At 37.2% G+C, this 16,641-nt stretch carries 17 protein-coding genes and 1 other annotated feature; of the genes, 1 reads left to right on the top strand and 16 read right to left on the bottom strand.

The window, feature by feature from the left end; genetic code table 11:
- Positions 1–40: 40 nt before the first annotated feature.
- The 4 genes from ACTYBU_RS12415 to safA all read right to left on the bottom strand — a co-directional run bounded on the left by ACTYBU_RS12415 (position 41) and on the right by safA (position 4,714).
- The gene (locus tag ACTYBU_RS12415; protein ID WP_445490162.1) at positions 41–964 is read right to left on the bottom strand and encodes an NAD-dependent epimerase/dehydratase family protein; all 924 of its coding nucleotides are present in this window, start codon (positions 962–964) and stop codon (positions 41–43) included.
- A 212-nt stretch (positions 965–1,176) separates the two neighbouring features.
- On the bottom strand, positions 1,177–1,845 hold the full coding sequence (locus tag ACTYBU_RS12410) for a YhcN/YlaJ family sporulation lipoprotein (RefSeq protein ID WP_445490160.1): 669 nt from the start codon (positions 1,843–1,845) through the stop codon (positions 1,177–1,179).
- 102 nt (positions 1,846–1,947) lie between these two features.
- A complete protein-coding gene (locus ACTYBU_RS12405) occupies positions 1,948–2,943 on the bottom strand; it encodes a phosphotransferase (RefSeq protein WP_445490158.1) in 996 nt (331 codons plus the stop codon).
- Entirely contained in the window at positions 2,918–4,714 is a 1,797-nt protein-coding gene (gene safA, locus ACTYBU_RS12400; RefSeq protein WP_445490156.1) for a SafA/ExsA family spore coat assembly protein, read from the bottom strand. The genes ACTYBU_RS12405 and safA overlap by 26 nt, the downstream gene beginning before the upstream one ends.
- 360 nt (positions 4,715–5,074) lie before the next feature.
- Here safA and ACTYBU_RS12395 point away from each other — a divergent pair, with 360 nt between their 5' ends.
- Positions 5,075–5,617, top strand: coding sequence for a transcription repressor NadR (locus tag ACTYBU_RS12395; protein ID WP_445490154.1), 543 nt, complete (start codon positions 5,075–5,077; stop codon positions 5,615–5,617).
- A gap of 451 nt (positions 5,618–6,068) precedes the next feature.
- Here ACTYBU_RS12395 and pheA read toward each other — a convergent pair whose 3' ends face one another.
- The 12 genes from pheA to minC all read right to left on the bottom strand — a co-directional run bounded on the left by pheA (position 6,069) and on the right by minC (position 16,526).
- Entirely contained in the window at positions 6,069–6,920 is an 852-nt protein-coding gene (gene pheA / locus ACTYBU_RS12390; RefSeq protein WP_445490152.1) for a prephenate dehydratase, read from the bottom strand.
- Positions 6,921–7,349: 429 nt separating this feature from the next.
- Positions 7,350–7,805, bottom strand: coding sequence for an ACT domain-containing protein (locus tag ACTYBU_RS12385; RefSeq protein WP_445490151.1), 456 nt, complete (start codon positions 7,803–7,805; stop codon positions 7,350–7,352).
- Between the two features lie 28 nt (positions 7,806–7,833).
- Complete coding sequence (gene obgE / locus ACTYBU_RS12380; protein ID WP_445490149.1) at positions 7,834–9,123, bottom strand: GTPase ObgE; 1,290 nt, start codon at positions 9,121–9,123, stop codon at positions 7,834–7,836.
- A 255-nt stretch (positions 9,124–9,378) separates the two neighbouring features.
- Positions 9,379–9,915: a Spo0B C-terminal domain-containing protein gene (locus ACTYBU_RS12375; protein WP_445490147.1), complete on the bottom strand. Its 537-nt coding sequence runs from the start codon at positions 9,913–9,915 to the stop codon at positions 9,379–9,381.
- A gap of 499 nt (positions 9,916–10,414) precedes the next feature.
- Entirely contained in the window at positions 10,415–10,705 is a 291-nt protein-coding gene (gene rpmA / locus ACTYBU_RS12370; protein WP_445490145.1) for a 50S ribosomal protein L27, read from the bottom strand.
- 16 nt (positions 10,706–10,721) lie between these two features.
- Entirely contained in the window at positions 10,722–11,054 is a 333-nt protein-coding gene (locus ACTYBU_RS12365; protein ID WP_445490143.1) for a ribosomal-processing cysteine protease Prp, read from the bottom strand.
- 12 nt (positions 11,055–11,066) lie between these two features.
- Complete coding sequence (rplU, locus tag ACTYBU_RS12360; RefSeq protein WP_445490141.1) at positions 11,067–11,375, bottom strand: 50S ribosomal protein L21; 309 nt, start codon at positions 11,373–11,375, stop codon at positions 11,067–11,069.
- Between the two features lie 14 nt (positions 11,376–11,389).
- Positions 11,390–11,471 (bottom strand) — a sequence feature (ribosomal protein L21 leader region).
- 92 nt (positions 11,472–11,563) lie between these two features.
- Positions 11,564–13,003 (bottom strand): Rne/Rng family ribonuclease, encoded by a 1,440-nt coding sequence (locus tag ACTYBU_RS12355; RefSeq protein ID WP_445490524.1) that lies wholly within the window; start codon positions 13,001–13,003, stop codon positions 11,564–11,566.
- Positions 13,004–13,169: 166 nt separating this feature from the next.
- Positions 13,170–14,036: a M50 family metallopeptidase gene (locus ACTYBU_RS12350; protein WP_445490140.1), complete on the bottom strand. Its 867-nt coding sequence runs from the start codon at positions 14,034–14,036 to the stop codon at positions 13,170–13,172.
- The gene (locus tag ACTYBU_RS12345) at positions 14,029–14,808 is read right to left on the bottom strand and encodes a peptidoglycan DD-metalloendopeptidase family protein (protein ID WP_445490138.1); all 780 of its coding nucleotides are present in this window, start codon (positions 14,806–14,808) and stop codon (positions 14,029–14,031) included. Before ACTYBU_RS12345 ends, ACTYBU_RS12350 begins: the two co-directional genes overlap by 8 nt.
- Positions 14,809–15,043: 235 nt before the next feature.
- Positions 15,044–15,847 carry a septum site-determining protein MinD gene (gene minD / locus ACTYBU_RS12340; protein WP_445490136.1) on the bottom strand — a complete coding sequence of 268 codons (804 nt, stop codon included), beginning with the start codon at positions 15,845–15,847 and terminating at the stop codon, positions 15,044–15,046.
- 1 nt (position 15,848) lies between these two features.
- Positions 15,849–16,526, bottom strand: coding sequence for a septum site-determining protein MinC (gene minC, locus ACTYBU_RS12335; RefSeq protein WP_445490134.1), 678 nt, complete (start codon positions 16,524–16,526; stop codon positions 15,849–15,851).
- Positions 16,527–16,641: the final 115 nt, after the last annotated feature.

Here is a 16,641-nt window from a genome sequence, read left to right as displayed (position 1 = left end):
CGTTAAGAGTGGGATAAAACAATCAAATTAGACTTCATCCTTAAGAATGTTTTTTGTTGCCTATAAGCATTCGATTAACCTGCATGATCATTTCTTTTATTCCCTCTTCCAATGTCCTTTCAGGCTTCCAGTGCAATAAATAATTTGCTTTTTCAGTCGCAAACTGGCTATTTCCCTTAACTGGTTCCTTTTTAAATGTGTGAACGGTGAGCTCTTCCCCTTCGCAGCCATTATAAATAATTTCTTCTATCACATGGAATGATGAAGTGCTTCCTGACGCTATATTAATGATTTCATTATCTCCTGCAGTTATACTTGCACGAAAAGCTGCTAAAGCATCCTTTATATAAATAAAATCAGCTTGCTGTTCCTCCTCCGGAAAAAAAAATGATTTTTCTTTTATGTATTGATCAATAGCGGAAGAAATTAGCTTTGACTCTTTGTTGTCTAGGCAGCCATAAATAGTCGAAAATCGCAATATTGTATAAGATAATCCATAAAACCGCTGATAATTTTGTATATATTGTTCTTCTATTTTTTTGGATACTCCTAAAAATAAGCTTGGCTGAAGAAAAGCAGTTTCTGCTTTTCGTTCGTTCGATTCTCCATAAACCGCAACAGTGGAAGGGAAAATAATTTTTTTTATATTTGCTGCTGCACATGCCTCTAATACTTCAATAGTCAATGAAATATTCTTTTCAGAAGATTGATAAGAGTCTTTTATACTATTTGATGGGAAAGGAATTGCTTTTAAGTGAATGACATAGTCGACTTGTTCTTCTATTATTATTCTTTTTAGAGCTTGTCTCTCGATCTTTATTTGATAGTAGGATACCGTATCAGATGAAAATGAAACTTCTGGTTTTCTATCATCTACACTGACTACTTTTATATGAGATTCTACTAAATCCTTAACCACTTCCACACCAATACAGCTTGCCCCGCCTGTTACCAATACCTTCACTGATTTTACCTCCACCATTAATATCGCAAATCGTTCATTATAACGAATTTTTATTCCATTATAACCCTTTCATCTAAATAAAAACAACTTATTACTTCTTTATATAGAACAAATCCGTTTAAAAACAGGTTTTAAAAAAATCCCAAGAAGTCTTTGCAGCAAACGTGGACGGACACTAAGGGAGCGAAGTCATCCTTCGCTCCTTGTCATCTTTATTTTCCATGAATAGTATGAAATAGATTATCAAATGAATTTGAAATAGTTTTCTCTGGTTGTCCATCCCTAATTTTTTTATTTATATCTTCGATTCCGGAAAAAATACCTTTATCTGTAACAACGTCTACATTTTTATTATTTATTAGAGGCTTAATTACTTCATTCGTTTTTTGTTTCGCATCATCTTTATTTTTATTGTCTTTTACTTGGATGGCAACAATTACTCTGTCTCCATATACAGCGGTTCGAACATCCTGCACATTATTCACTTTTTCTGCAGCATTCTCAATTTGTCCTGCTAAATCGGTGTCATATACATCGTTTATATTATTGTCATTCCTATCATTCTCTGCTCCTTCATTCCAATTAATCGTATCATTATTATTATTTACATTATTTATATTGCGGGCTTGATAATCCCGTTGATTACCTTCTTCACCATAAGTATGGTCCATTATTTCGGTAATTGGCCCATCATTATCTTCTCCATCCAGCACTCTGGCATTTCCGCCTTTGTTGTCTTCATGGTGTTCATTTGAATAATAGCCAAGCGGTTTCGCCGTATTTAATTTTTTATTATTTGCTTCTTCATCCTGGATTCCGCAGCCAGTTAAACAGATGACAAGGCCAAGAAAAAAAGGTGCAGCCTTTTTTAATTTGTCCACAATTTAGTCCCCCTTTGTATGATTGGAGCATTCTGCTCTCCATTATTTTTTGTACAAAGGGTTCCTTTCATCCTGTTAAGTAAAGGTAGTTCTTTTATTTAATTATTCCATTTTCTCCACCGTTTTCATGATCTTCTGGATAAATTTTCTTCTTTTTGAAAATTGATTTGTAGTCAGTTTGATTAAGTGATGAACCATTCGAGTATTTGTCTGATTATTCTGTCTGATTAACCGATTCCACTCTCGGAATAAATCGCTTGGAAAAGCTAAAGCCGTTAAAAAGCTTTTATTTTTTATTAATGGCTGAAAAACCGCAATTTTTTCTAAATGATAAAACGACCAGTTGATAAGAGGCAAAATTCGATTCGCAAATTGTACATAGTCTACACTTTTTGGACCAATACTAATCAAATCAAAATCAATTAAATATAATAATTCATTTTTACCTCGCAAAAAATTATGATGAGCAACATCGCCATGTAATATTACAGACTCATCATGTTCAAAAAAATGTCTTTCTTTTTGTAAGTATTCTAAAGACCAATCTGCCCAATAGGTTAATGTATTTATTAATTGCTCGTCTAAATAATAACAAACAATCGATGTGTTGCTTTTAAACTGCGCACTTCTTGCCTGCCATTTTTCAATCATTTGATGGTTGGGGAGAATATGTTTATAGCGGTCCACTAATTTTGCAGTTGTTTCATAATACGTATTTAATACGTGTAAAGCTTCCATTCTATTGGCTTTGCTATCATAAGAAAAAACTTGATTATGTGGATCTATATATTCGATACAGCCAAAAATCTGGCGATCCAAAATGATTGGTTCTTCATGAAATAAATAAAAGCGATATGTTCTCGTAAATCCTTCCTTAAGCAAAGAGTTAGTGAACGCTTCCTGTATTTTAAGTTTTTGATAGCTGCTATATTTTTTAATAATAAACCATAAATGATCAGTTTTAATTAAATATACATCTGCTTGTATGCTGATGATATCTTTAATGGTATAAGGAATTTGTTTTTTTAATAAAGAGAGGAGACGATAGAAAAAATAATCGTCCCCCTTTTTGTTAATTTCCATAGTCACTACTTTCATCATCTTGGTAATACGGCATTCCAAACGGTGTTCTTGCATCTACTCCATATGGATTCATTAATGGAGGTTGAGCAAAATTGCCATGGTACGGTGGCATATAAACTGGAGCTGTTCCTCCTGGCCCAAAAACTGGTGGTGTCATTTCTGCTGGCACTGGCGGCTGATTCATCGCAAATGATTCTTGTGAAACATTGCCATTATGCAATTCTTCAGCAGGTGTGTATCCTGGGAACGGAATGTTGCCAACAACCCCGTGAGGATAAGGACTGTGTATCATTGGGTTATATCCATCTGGCCCTACAAAAGGCTGCAGCAATTGCGCCATCTCTGGTCGAAATCCTTGCTGTCCTTGCGGCATTCCACCTCCTGCATCGTAACTTTCTGGGAATGGATAGGCTCCCATTTGCGGAGCAAATCCTTGCTGCCCTTGCGGCATCCCGCCTCCTGCACCGTGACTTTCTGGGAATGGATAGGCTCCCATTTGCGGAGCAAATCCTTGCTGTCCTTGTGGCATCCCGCCTCCTGCACCGTGACTTTCTGGGAATGGATAGGCTCCCATTTGCGGAGCAAATCCTTGCTGTCCTTGCGGCACCCCGCCTCCTGCACCGTGACTTTCTGGGAATGGATAGGCTCCCATTTGCGGAGCAAATCCTTGCTGTCCTTGCGGCACCCCGCCTCCTGCACCGTGACTTTCTGGGAATGGATAGGCCCCCATTTGCGGAGCAAACCCTTGCTGCCCTTGTGGCATTCCGCCTCCTGCACCGTAACTTTCTGGGAATGGATAGGCTCCCATTTGTGGACTGAATCCATGCTCAGGATAATGGCCAGCCTGCGGCATGGAAGGGCCACCACAGCCACAATCATCCATTGCAGGACCAGAATACGGCATTTGCATTGGATCAGATGGCGTCGTATGCATCATTCCCATGTAATCAGAAGATGACTCCTGTTTATAAGGATGTGGAACATCGTGGCCGTGTTCCACAGGCATTTGTCCATAATGCACTAATGGCTGCTGATAATATTCGTGAGGGATATTTCCAGCCTGAGGCATAGCCTGCATACTCCCATAAGGATTATATGCTCCCCCTACTTCTCCATGCTGTGTGTGATGCGGCATATAAGGGTGGGAAGAAGACTCATCCTGCCAATGGTGATATGCTGTTGGTGCAACACCAGGAATTTGTTCCGTTTCAATTGGCACTGGAGGACAAACTCCAGGCGGAAATCCAGATCCTGGCATCATTGGTGATACACAAATTGGCTGATATGGAATAATCGGTGGACAGACTTCTTGTTGAACTGGTACTGTTTCTTTGACAATCGGTTTTGGTTTAGGCAGTGGTTTTTCAATTTCTATATCAACATCCACATTTGTCATGTTCATTGAATAGTAATTATTAATGTCAATTTCAGGAATAATTGGTGTTGGCATTTTAGGGGTATATGGTTTTTCTTTTGGCATCTCTTTTATCGGCATTTCCTTCTTCGGCACCTCTTTTTTCGGAGTGTATTCCATAATAGGCGCTGTTTTTGGCTTTTCTTTTACAAATGGATGCTCTGCTTTTGGCATTTCTTTTTTTGCTCCTACAATTGGAGCTTCTTTTTTTATGTTACCTCCAGTTGTTGGAACTTTAATTTTCATTCCGGGCATAATCATATCTGGATTACTGAGCTGGGAATTTAACATCTTGAGCTCTTCGAAACTTACGCCATATTTTTTTGCGATTTTCCAAAGAGTATCCCCTTTCTGTACGATATGGATCTTCACTATAGCTTCCCTCCTATGCATATGTCCATATAGTCTATGTTGTTAGGATAAAATTGTTATTGTTCTACACAAAAATCTATGCTGTTTTTTTATGAATTATGTGCTGGTCGTGTAAGTCACTTTCTTGCTCTTGTATTCATTCCTAATAAAAATATTTATTCTCTATTCAGAAATTTCTTCTTTTCCTTATAAAGATATAAAATGATTAGTGTGAATATTATTCCTTTTGGTAAAATAGTACAAGTAGTTTTATTTCCTTGTTTTATCACTTATTAAAATTATTTCTTTACGCCCATATACATATATAGCCTTTACTGCTTTAAAATTATCATTTAATACAAAAACAAAAGGGGAGATTCTATGACAGATTCAAAAAAACTTTTAGGCGAGGAAAGAAGAGCATATATACTCTCATTATTGCAGGACCATGCACGGCCTTTTACAGGAAGTGAACTGGCGAAACGTACAAATGTAAGCAGACAAATCATCGTGGGCGATATTACCTTGCTAAAGGCAAAAAACGAACCAATAATAGCTACCAGTCAAGGCTATTTATATTTGCAGCAGTCAAAGCCAGTACTTTATGAAAAAATCGTCGCATGCAACCACGGGCCGGAAAGAACAGAGGAAGAATTGAATTTATTAGTGGACAACGGAGTTACTGTAAAAGATGTAAAAATTGAACATCCTGTATATGGGGATTTAACAGCTTCCATTCTTGTATCGAATCGAAAAGAAGTAAAGAGATTTATGAAAAGAATAAAGAATACAAATGCCGCCTATTTGTCGCAATTAACGGAAGGCATCCATCTGCATACTTTAAGTTCGACTTCAACGGAAGCTTTGGAAGAAGCTGTAGATGCATTGCGAGACGCTGGTTTTTTAATGGAAGATTTAACATAAACGCTGTTATTATTAAAAATGTACAAAACATTTGCACACAGCGCCTGACAACAAATATAAGCCAATCTACAGAGAGATCGTTTTAACCTTCCTGTAGATTGGCTTTTAAAGCGGAGTTTTGAATGAAACTAGACTCTTTCTAACTGAAAGTCAGCAATATTCCTCAGTTTTTCAAGCGCCTCAACTCAATTAAGGGACATACTATTTTTATTTCACCCGCTTCTTCTTATCCCAATCTTAACAGGCAGTAAGATCCCACCTTAAGGTGCTGAGAAATCGAAAAAGCTAGGTAGGGGATAACTGCCCGTTAAGGTACGAGGAGGTCCACAAACGAAGGACGCCACTTCCTGTCGCAACGTTTGTGTGATCCACATCCTTTGGAACGCAAGCTTTCCATCAGTGAGGGATGAAGAAAACATGAAGAAAACGCCTACTGATGGAAAGGTTCACTTTATTTAATTTCATAAAAAGGATAACTTCCAAGTAATTGAACTTTGCAGCCAATTGCTTCTAGTTCTCCGATAGCTCCGGGAATTAAAACATCATCTATTTTCCTATCAAGATCAATGATAAAAAAGTAGTTTCCCAATCCAGTTTTCGTTGGTCTTGATTCAATTTTTATTAAATTAAGCTTTCTCCAGGCAAATGCCGATAACACTTGGTGTAATGCGCCGAACCTGTCTGATGGCAATGTAACCATTAAACTTGTTTTATCTCCTTTATGTACACAATGAGTAGAGGCAAATTCTATCTCTTTTTTTGAAAGAATAAGAAAGCGAGTATGGTTATTATCAAAATCATGGATATCTTTTTTTACGATCGTTAATCCATATTCTTTTGCCGTCATTTCATTTCCAATCGCTGCACCTTTTATTTCAGGATGTTCTTTAATATATTGTGCTGCCGCTGCAGTAGAAGTAGTATTTTCAACTCGGATTCCATTCCATTGTGAATGAAGAAATTTGTGGCATTGTGCAATTGCATGAGAATGACTGTAAATAACCTCTATTTCCTCCCAATTTTCTTGATGCAAGGGATGGATCATTAATTGTTGTTTAATTGGAACAGTTATTTCTCCTATTATTGGTATATTCACCTCATGTATTAAATAATCCATTGTAATATTAACCGAACCTTCAAGTGTGTTTTCAATAGGGACGAAAGCAACATCCACTTTATTTAACATCACAGCATCAAAACAATTAGGAATTGTTAAATATGGAATTGCTTCTTCTTCTGGAAACATATTTTTTACTGCTATATTTGTAAATGTTGCTTTTGGTCCTAAATAACCTACTTTCACTTTTATTCTCCTCCACATATTTCCACTCTTTTATTTATTCTGACATTTCATTTTTCCATTTTTATCCCACTCTTAACGGGCAGTAAGACCCCCACCTCGGAGATGCTGAGAAATCGAGGAAGCTAGGTGGGGGATAACTGCCCGTAAAGGTCCGATAAGTTCAACTATTCATCAGTGGGGGATGAAGAACCCCCCACTGATGGAAAGGTTCACTTTATTATATTTCATCTGGCAAGCCCCCTTCACTTCTAAGCTTGAGGGTACAAAGAAGAGAAGGTGGAGACACTAAACTTGCCCGAAAATATACTAACCGAATCATTGGCTATAGGTGCAAAAAAAAGAGTGACAAAATAATGTAGCCGGCAAACGAAGAGAATTCGTTTCATTTACATCGTCCGTCTCTTCCATCATTTTATCAATCTCTAAAATTTAAGCCCCAGAGCTCAATACTTCTACTTTTTCCACAAACTCCAGTTCCCGCAGTCTTTCCAATAACGCATTAATGGATATTTCCATATCAGCTGTATTTAAGGAAAGGGTCACGTTGGCTCTGCCTTGCAAAGGGATCGTTTGATGAATTGTTAAAACATTGCATCCTCCAGAAGCAACAACACCGAGTAATTTGGATAATGTTCCTGAACGGTCTTCTATAAAGAAAAACAGTGTAATTAATCGTTCTTTTACAACCGTATGAAAAGGAAAAATAGTATCTCTGTATTTATAAAAAGCACTTCTGCTTAAATCGACTTGTTGAACGGCATCAAAAACAGATTCCGCTTTTCCTCTCTCCAATAACTCTTTTGCATCAAGTGTTTTTTTCATTGCTTCTGGGAGCACATCTTCTCGAACTAGAAAAAATTTCTGATCGAATTTATACTGTTTCATTTCCTCACCTCAAAAGGATCTATCCACATTAATCAATAAACTCGAATTCGTAATCCATTAGCTTCACAATATCTCCATCTTTTGCACCACGTTGTCTTAATTCCTCATCGATGCCCATTCCGCGCATTTGTCGTGCAAATCTTTTTACAGATTCATCACGGGAGAAATCTGTCATCTTAAACAGCTTTTCAATTCCATCACCAGATAATATAAAGCTGCCGTCCGAGTCACGGGAAATATAGAACTGGCGTTCATCCGCTTCATGTTTATAAAGCACACGATGCACTCCGGCTTCTACTTCCACTTCTTCTAATGGGAATTCAGCTGTATGTTCTAATTTATCAGCAATAGCAAACAATAGGTCTCTTAACCCTGATCTTGTTACTGCGGAGACAGGGAAAATAGGATAATCTTCTTTCAAGTGCTGTTTAAAGATTTCTAAGTTTTCAGCTGCATCAGGCATGTCCATTTTATTGGCCACAATGATTTGCGGGCGTTCTAATAAACGCATATTATATTCTTGCAGCTCTTTATTAATGGTTACATAATCTTCATAAGGATCTCTTCCTTCTATTGCAGCCATATCAATAACATGAACAATTACTCTCGTCCGCTCAATATGACGAAGGAATTGATGCCCCAACCCAACACCAGCATGGGCGCCTTCAATTAGTCCAGGTAAATCTGCCATTACGAAGCTTCTGCTGTCTTCTGTTTCTACCATACCTAAGTTTGGTGCAATCGTTGTAAAATGGTAGTCAGCAATCTTTGGTTTAGCAGCAGAAACAACAGAGAGCAGCGTGGATTTACCAACACTCGGAAACCCAACTAAACCTACATCAGCCAATACTTTTAATTCAAGCACTACTTCTCTTTCTTGTCCTGGTTCACCGTTTTCAGATAGCTCTGGAGCAGGATTGGATGGACTAGCAAATCTGGAATTACCACGGCCGCCTCTTCCGCCTCTGGCAATCACTGCTTGTTGACCATGTTCTGTCAAGTCTGCAATAACTTCCTTTGATTCAGCATCTGACACGATCGTCCCAGGCGGCACTTTTACAATCATATCCTTCGAGTTTTTCCCATGCTGATTTTTAGACATTCCATGTTCCCCTCGAGGAGCTTTAAAATGGCGCTGATAACGGAAATCCATTAATGTTCGCAATCCTTCTTCCACTTCAAATACTACATTTGCGCCTTTTCCTCCGTCCCCGCCAGCTGGTCCGCCCTTTGGTACATATTTTTCTCTGCGGAAAGCAACCATACCATTGCCTCCATCTCCGCCTTTTACGTAAATCTTGACCTGATCAACAAACATATCTTTTTTCCTCCTGAACGATCGAAAACTTTTGTCTTATAAGGCTGTTGCCAAACGCTCGCTTTTCTAGCTGCTAGACTTTGCTCGGGTGCTCATTACCCTAAGCTTTTAGCTCCTTACAAAAGTCTGTCCTTACCGCCACAAAATACAAACGTTTTCGATCAGCCTGCAGTTTGTGTTAAAACTACTTTGTCTACACTCTGCGAAAATATTTTGTTTTCTTAATATAATAATGAAGTAATTTTTTTTTTGCTATTAGGGAAACATGGACAATTTAAGGATTAATTCATCTTCTGTTAATTCTTGCAGTATTACTTTTAAATTACTGGAAGCTTCTGTTTTTAAAAAATGATGGATAGCCTCTTTATTTTCTATTATTCCGCTAAAATCAAAATAAAAACTAACTTCCGTGAATTGTGGATCAATGGACACAGACAAATGATTTTCTGCATATGCTTTAATACTGCAATGCAGCACCTCAAAAAACTTGGCAGTCCAATCCGTAAGTGCAGTATCTTCTATATGTAGACACTTTCCATCGTTTAATACTTCATATTCTAATTGGAAGGAATAATTTTTCCAATTACTAGTTAAAAGCAATAGTGCAAATTGGGGAATTTCCAAATTGGACAGTCTAGCTTCATTCTGTGATTCCATTATTATTTCTTCAATGATTTCCTTTACACGTTCCTCTTTATTTAATGCTAGATTACCTTTTATCAATTGGATTTTATTTAACCAATCATGACGTACATGTCTTAAAAAATCTATTGTATTCCAGTCTTTATTCATCTCTGTACTCCTACACGGTTATTAAGTGTCAGAAGACTGCTTGAAGTTAGTATAACAAAAAAGTAAACATTGCGTAAAAATAATAGGTTAAAAAATGAAAAAATCTTATTTACATAAAAAGATCATTCAACTCTTAGACAGAGAGCAATACATGCTGCTTTCTGTCTAAGAGCTGAAGGTAGAAATCTTCCCAGAATCCTTTATCCATAAAGCATTCCTAAATTCAAACAAAAGGGACTGCCCCATATAGCCTCGTTCCCTCAAATGCCCCCTTCTTTAAATGCAGATAATAAGCCATTGCATGCTCTACATAAAATTGGGTGGAGGGTGGACTTTAATATAATGGACAGCCCTCATATTATACGGCAAACACGGAATGTATGGTTTAACCAAATGAGTCGTAATAACGCTCGCTTCAAGTCTGTGCTTATCGTGATTTTATTCGTCTTTACAAATTGATAGGCTGACTCAAGGTATGAGTCAGCCTATCATTTGAAGCTTAAGCTTCTTGTGCTGCTGGGTATACGCTAACTTGTTTGCGATCACGACCAAGACGCTCAAATTTAACGATTCCGTCAACTTTTGCGAATAGTGTATCATCACCGCCACGACCAACGTTTACTCCTGGATAGATTTTTGTACCGCGTTGACGGTAAAGAATGCTTCCACCAGTTACTAATTGACCATCTGCACGTTTAGCACCTAAACGTTTTGAAATAGAGTCGCGTCCATTCTTTGTAGAACCTACCCCTTTTTTCGATGCAAAAAACTGAAGATCTAATCTTAACATTCGTTCCACCTCCTATTTAATTATAAGTGATAGCCACGTATTTTCCATAGTCTTTTTCAATCGTCTCGAATGAAACAACCATGCCTTCTAAAAGAAGCTGTATTTTTTGTCTGCTTTCCTCCGCCATTTCTTTTGGAAGTGTACAGCTTAAAAACCCGCCATCTTTTCCTTGCTTTATAATGGGAGTGATGCCTGTAAGGGCAATAACAGCATTAATGGTTCCAATGGAAACAGCTGAAACTCCAGCACATACAATATCATTCCCTTTTTTTGCAAATAAAGCATGTCCGCTGATTGTAAACGATTCAATAAGACCTGAATCTGCTTTGTTAATCGTAATATCGATCATGCAAACTCAACCTTACGCGTTGATTTTTTCGATAACAACTTTAGTATATGGTTGACGATGACCTTGTTTTTTACGGTAATTTTTCTTCGCTTTGTATTTGAAAACGATGATTTTCTTTTGACGGCCTTGTTTTTCAACTTTAGCTGTAACAGTAGCTCCTTCAACAACTGGACTTCCTACTTTTACATTTTCTCCGCCAACGAAAAGAATTTTGTCAAAAGTAACCGTCTCGCCTGCTTCTGCATTTAATTTTTCAATGTAGATAGCTTGACCTTCTTCAACTTTAATTTGCTTACCGCCAGTTTCAATAATTGCGTACATAAACTGCACCTCCTTGTTAGACTAAGACTCGCCAATCACAGGCGTTTTGCTTACCGCAAAAACTTACTTACCTGTTCTGAGCGGTTGTAGAGCACGGGTGCTACAAACAACATTAAAATACTAACATGATTATCAACTGCTGTCAATGAATTTAATAGGAACACTTTTCTGCTGAAAAATAACCCCTGTTATTTTTTCGATTCTCCTGCATAGATAATGGAATAATACGGTTTCGGCATGCCGCTGCTTTGAAATGTCAGTTTGAATCCTAACATTTCTTCCAACCGGTTTTTATGCCTATTTTTTTCACCAGAAAATACACGGATCACATCCTCCGTTGCATCAATGACAATCGATTCGCAATCTGTGTTCCAATACTCCCATAGTTCTCTTTCTAATTGAAATGCGGTGCTTTCCGGACTTAAGACAAAACCAGTTCCATCACAAACCGTACATTTTGTATGCAGTACCTCTTTGATCGCTTTTACTGTTTTCTTTCTCGTTAATTGCAGAATGCCTAGAGCTGTAAATCCTATTACTTTTGTTTGGCGGCGGTCCTGTTTCAACGCTCGAATCATTTGATCTTTAATTTGTTCTTGATTTGCTGTGGGCATATCAATAAAATCCACTAATACAATACCGGAGATATCGCGGATTTTTAGTTGCCTCGCTACTTCGATTGCAGCAAGCTTATTTGTTTGAAAAGCAGTATCCTCCATCCGCTGCTTCCCTTCAAATTTGCCTGTATTTACGTCAATAATCGTTAATGCCTCTGTTTCATCTATAATTAAATAAGCGCCATTATCAAGCCATACAATTCTTTTTAATGCATGATTGATTTCTTTTTCGATATCATAATAAGAGAAAATGCCTTTCTTTTGCTGGTAGAACTCAACTTGAAGATGAGCATATTTACTGCTCCATTTTTTTGTTTCTTCTAAATCATCTACTATCACTTCTGCATGATCCAATTGATCCAAAACATTTTTCAGCTCATGATCAAAATCGTCCTTTTCCTTTAATAAGGCTACTTTTTTCAGCGGCGCTGCCATCTTTTCGATTGTTTTATACTGTTCCCGGAGTTCATCCAGTTCTGTAGCCAATTGTTCTTTTGACCTGCCAGCAGCAGACGTTCGAAATATGATTCCTTCTTTTTCAGTTGTTAATTCCTTTCCAATTAGGCGTAAAAAACGGCTTTTTTCCTTATCTTCAATTTTTTTGGATACTGCCGTATATCGTCCAAACGGCATATAAATAAGATTGTCTCCTGCGAATTCCAAAATGCCTGTTAATTTAGGTCCCTTTGTACCGGCAGCATCTTTAACTACTTGTACAAAAACTCGTTCACCTTGCTTAACAAAGGAAGAAATGCTAATTTTCTTCTTTAATTCTATATTTCGTTCATCAGAAACATAAGAAGCCATTTTCTCTTTTGATAAATATCCGCCTTTTCCTTCGCCAATCTCTACAAAAGCCGCATTCATGCCCGGAGCCACTTTTGTCACTTGCCCTAAATAAATATTATCAACCGATGAAACTTGCTGCGGTTGTTGAATATACAGTCGTTCCAGCTTATTATCTTTTAGATAAACAAAACGTTTTTCCATTGTTTTTATATTTACTAACACTTTATTCAATTAATTCACCCTTTATATGTCACGATAATTTCTCTTATGATCATATATTATATTTAGAAAAAGAGAAACTTTCATCCAATAACACAGGGTTTTACAAAAAAATTGTCCGAAATGAAATTCTCTTTCTAAGAAATTCATTTCGGACAAATAATAAAAATTATGCAGGATAAATTAGATCCCCTATCTTAACTGAAACTAATTTATCCGTAAAATAGGCATGGAGCACTTCGTTTTCATCCAGCATCCTCTTTTCTTTTCCTTTTGAAGTAATAATAATAGGATGCTTGCACCCTCTGTGGAAGTGTTCCAACACATGAAAAATCTGTTCCTCTTCATCCACTTTTATTGGTTTTAATTGTCGAAGCTCTTTTGATTTGCCATAATATCTTTCTAATAAAAACCGCATAAAAACATACTTGCTTTGCTTCCATTCATAATAAAGGGAAAAAGCTAAAAAACAAATAATAATCCAAGCATTTATATTTGTCGGCATTATGATTAAAACTGTGAAAAAAAACAAGAGGATGCCGATTATAGATGACAGCAAGGATAACCGGTGGGCAACTGAAAATGATTTTTTTAATGATAAATAAAGAAATACAACCTTTCCGCCATCCAATGGCCAGATCGGCAGCAAATTAAACAAAAGTATCATGCTGTTATATTGCCAAAATGCTTCATAAAAAGAGAGAGAAAGCAGTCCATTGATATAAAGCAAATAGGCAAGACCAAACATCCAGATATGCTGAATTGGACCTGCGATAATCACAATTGCTTCTTCTTTCAACGGACGATTTCCGTGCTCATCCAACTCTGCAACTCCTCCAAATGGCAATAAAGCAATTCGTTTTATTCTCCAGGAAAAAAACGAAGCTGCTACTCCATGTCCTAATTCATGAATGAAAATAATAAAAATCAGCATACATAATTCATAAAAATGGGCAGTCATTACACCGATTGTAATGACAACCCATAATAGTGGATGAATATACAAATGGTTGAATACACGAAGGAATTTATTCAAAATCAATCACCTGAATTGGATTGATAAACTCGTTATCCTTTTTAATGGCAAAGTAAAATAATCCTAACGAATCATTATGTTCATAACTGGATGCAACGCCTACTTTATCGCCCTTTTTTAAAACAGAATATACTTTTACATCCATCTCTTTTAAATTTCCGTACCATGATTCGCTTTTATCGCTATGCTGAATGATCACCGTGTTGCCAAACCCTTCTTTTTCACCTGCAAAAACAACCGTTCCTTCATTCATTGCCTGAACCGTTGTATCACTTCCTGTTTCAATCGCAACTCTTTGTCCATTATCATTAAAGTCTTCCAGGATCTTCCCAGAAGCTGAAAGAGCGTAATGCTGCAGTTGATTATCTTCGTTCGTATTCGTTTGGTCTGTTTTATCTGTCGGTAAAAAAGCAAGCGGTTTGCCAAACTGTTGTTCATACCATTTCGAAACGCCTGCAAAATTAAACTCTTGATTCATTGATTCTCTGATGACCTTTTCCGCGGGTGCAAAAGTCTCCGAATGTTGTTTTGTAATGATAGCAACAGTCAAAAACAGGATGGCAGCACCTAAAATCTTTAATAAGAACAATTCTTTGCGAAACAGCGGATGGATAGGTTGATAATCATCGTCATAAGGCTCATTCATTCGTTGGAAAGTTGGTTCATCCTCATCATCCCAAATTATTCTGCTATCGATATTTTTTTTCATTCTTGATTGTTCTCGTTTTCTTTTTTCAATCCTTTTGCGAATATCATCCGTTCGCGAATTCATTACACACCCCTCCCTTGCACTTTCGCCAGATTTGTACAAGTCTATGAACAAGCATCGGAGAGTATGACTAAAACAGCAAAAAAAAAGGCTTCTCTAGTAAGAGGCCACTGAAAAAATGTTTTATCCCACTCTTAACGGGCAGTAAGACCCCTACTGATGGAAGTTAACTTTATAATATTCACTTTTTCAGTGCCGTCTCTAGTACGAACCGTTTTTTTTCTAAGCATATACTATACTATTTTGCTCCAAAGAACATTTTAATTTTCGCAAATACACCTTTCGATTCCTCTTCCAAATGTTGAAGCGGCACAGATTCCCCAAGAATTCTACGGGCAATATTACGGTAGGCAATAGATGATTTGCTGTTAGGATTTAGAGCGATTGGCTCCCCATTGTTTGAAGCTCGAATCACTTCATCATCATCTGCCACAATTCCTAATAAATCAATGGACAAATGGGTTGTTACTTCATCAATATCTAGCATATCTCCATTCTTCACCATATGATTACGAATGCGATTTATGACAAGCATAGGCGGAGCGATATTTTCTTCCTTTTCCAATAAACCGATGACTCTATCCGCATCCCGAACAGATGATACTTCTGGTGTTGTAACAACAATTGCCTTGTCTGCACCTGCGACTGCATTTTTATAGCCTTGTTCAATACCTGCCGGACAATCAATAATGATATAATCATAGTCCTGCTTTAATCTCAGCACCAATTCTTTCATTTGACTTGGATGAACCGCTGTTTTATCACTTGTTTGCGCTGCAGGCAGTAAGTATAATAAATCATCAAATCGTTTATCTTTTACTAGCGCTTGATGTATTTTGCATCGTTCTTCTACTACATCTACTAAATCATAAATAATTCGATTTTCAAGACCCATAACGACATCCAAATTTCTAAGGCCGATATCTGTATCTATTAAACATACTTTTTTACCTTGCAGGGCAAGAGCAGTACCAATATTTGCACTAGTTGTTGTTTTGCCAACTCCACCTTTACCAGATGTTACAACAATTGCTTCTCCCATCCTAAAGTCCCCCTTCCAATTTTGTTAAATTAGGTCTTAAATGGGTTAAAACTTGCAATCTATCGATTAGGATAACGCTATTATCCACATAAGCACATTCCATATCGCGCTTTTCTTTTTCAGGGTAGTGATCTGGCGCTCTATTTATTAAACTGCTTATTCGCAGCTGAGTAGGTCTCATGACAGAAGCAGCGACAATCGCTTGATCATTTCCATTGCAGCCTGCATGGGCAACACCTTTTAACTGCCCCATAATAAAAATATTTCCTCCGGCAACTACCTTCCCGCCGGGATTAACGTCGCCAATTAATAATAAATCTCCTGGAACCTCTAAAATTTGGCCAGAACGGACAATGCTTGTAACAGAAACTAATTCATTTTCACTTGCCCATTTTTCCGCTTCTTGCTTTGTTACAATCATGCTATTGATAGAATGTACCGATAGATTTTTTTTTGACTGTATTAAGCTTGTTATTTCTTCTTGTTGATCTGCCGTCAGGTATCGATACCCAAGCTCTACATTTACCGTAATGTCTGTTCGGTCTCCATGCATGCCAGAGCTTTCACTCAGTTTTGAAGCGAGTTCCTGTTTCAATTCTTCAAAAGAACAATTATCGTTTAGATGTAGACTTAATCCATTTTTTGTTCCTTTAATTGTTACTAAATGCTTTTTTTTCATTTCAAGATGTTCACCTCTGCTAGGAAAAAGGAATACATTTTTCAAATTTTCTATCTCTTTTTTATCTATCTTTCTTTCTGCTTTTCAAACTTTCAGCTTCATTCCATTTTTTTAT

The organism is Niallia sp. 03133, from assembly GCF_052663225.1.
The sequence above is the reverse complement of the archived record's forward strand: the minus strand, read 5'-3'. Positions and strand labels throughout refer to the sequence as shown.

What these genes read in the sequence shown, in the direction of transcription:
- ACTYBU_RS12405 (WP_445490158.1), bottom strand. Translation starts at nt 2,943, where the DNA reads ATGAAAGTAGTGACTATGGAAATTAACAAAAAGGGGGACGATTATTTT.
- ACTYBU_RS12395 (WP_445490154.1), top strand. Translation starts at nt 5,075, where the DNA reads ATGACAGATTCAAAAAAACTTTTAGGCGAGGAAAGAAGAGCATATATA.
- ACTYBU_RS12385 (WP_445490151.1), bottom strand. Translation starts at nt 7,805, where the DNA reads ATGAAACAGTATAAATTCGATCAGAAATTTTTTCTAGTTCGAGAAGAT.
- obgE (WP_445490149.1), bottom strand. Translation starts at nt 9,123, where the DNA reads ATGTTTGTTGATCAGGTCAAGATTTACGTAAAAGGCGGAGATGGAGGC.
- ACTYBU_RS12375 (WP_445490147.1), bottom strand. Translation starts at nt 9,915, where the DNA reads ATGAATAAAGACTGGAATACAATAGATTTTTTAAGACATGTACGTCAT.
- rpmA (WP_445490145.1), bottom strand. Translation starts at nt 10,705, where the DNA reads ATGTTAAGATTAGATCTTCAGTTTTTTGCATCGAAAAAAGGGGTAGGT.
- ACTYBU_RS12365 (WP_445490143.1), bottom strand. Translation starts at nt 11,054, where the DNA reads ATGATCGATATTACGATTAACAAAGCAGATTCAGGTCTTATTGAATCG.
- rplU (WP_445490141.1), bottom strand. Translation starts at nt 11,375, where the DNA reads ATGTACGCAATTATTGAAACTGGCGGTAAGCAAATTAAAGTTGAAGAA.
- ACTYBU_RS12345 (WP_445490138.1), bottom strand. Translation starts at nt 14,808, where the DNA reads ATGAATTCGCGAACGGATGATATTCGCAAAAGGATTGAAAAAAGAAAA.
- minD (WP_445490136.1), bottom strand. Translation starts at nt 15,847, where the DNA reads ATGGGAGAAGCAATTGTTGTAACATCTGGTAAAGGTGGAGTTGGCAAA.
- minC (WP_445490134.1), bottom strand. Translation starts at nt 16,526, where the DNA reads ATGAAAAAAAAGCATTTAGTAACAATTAAAGGAACAAAAAATGGATTA.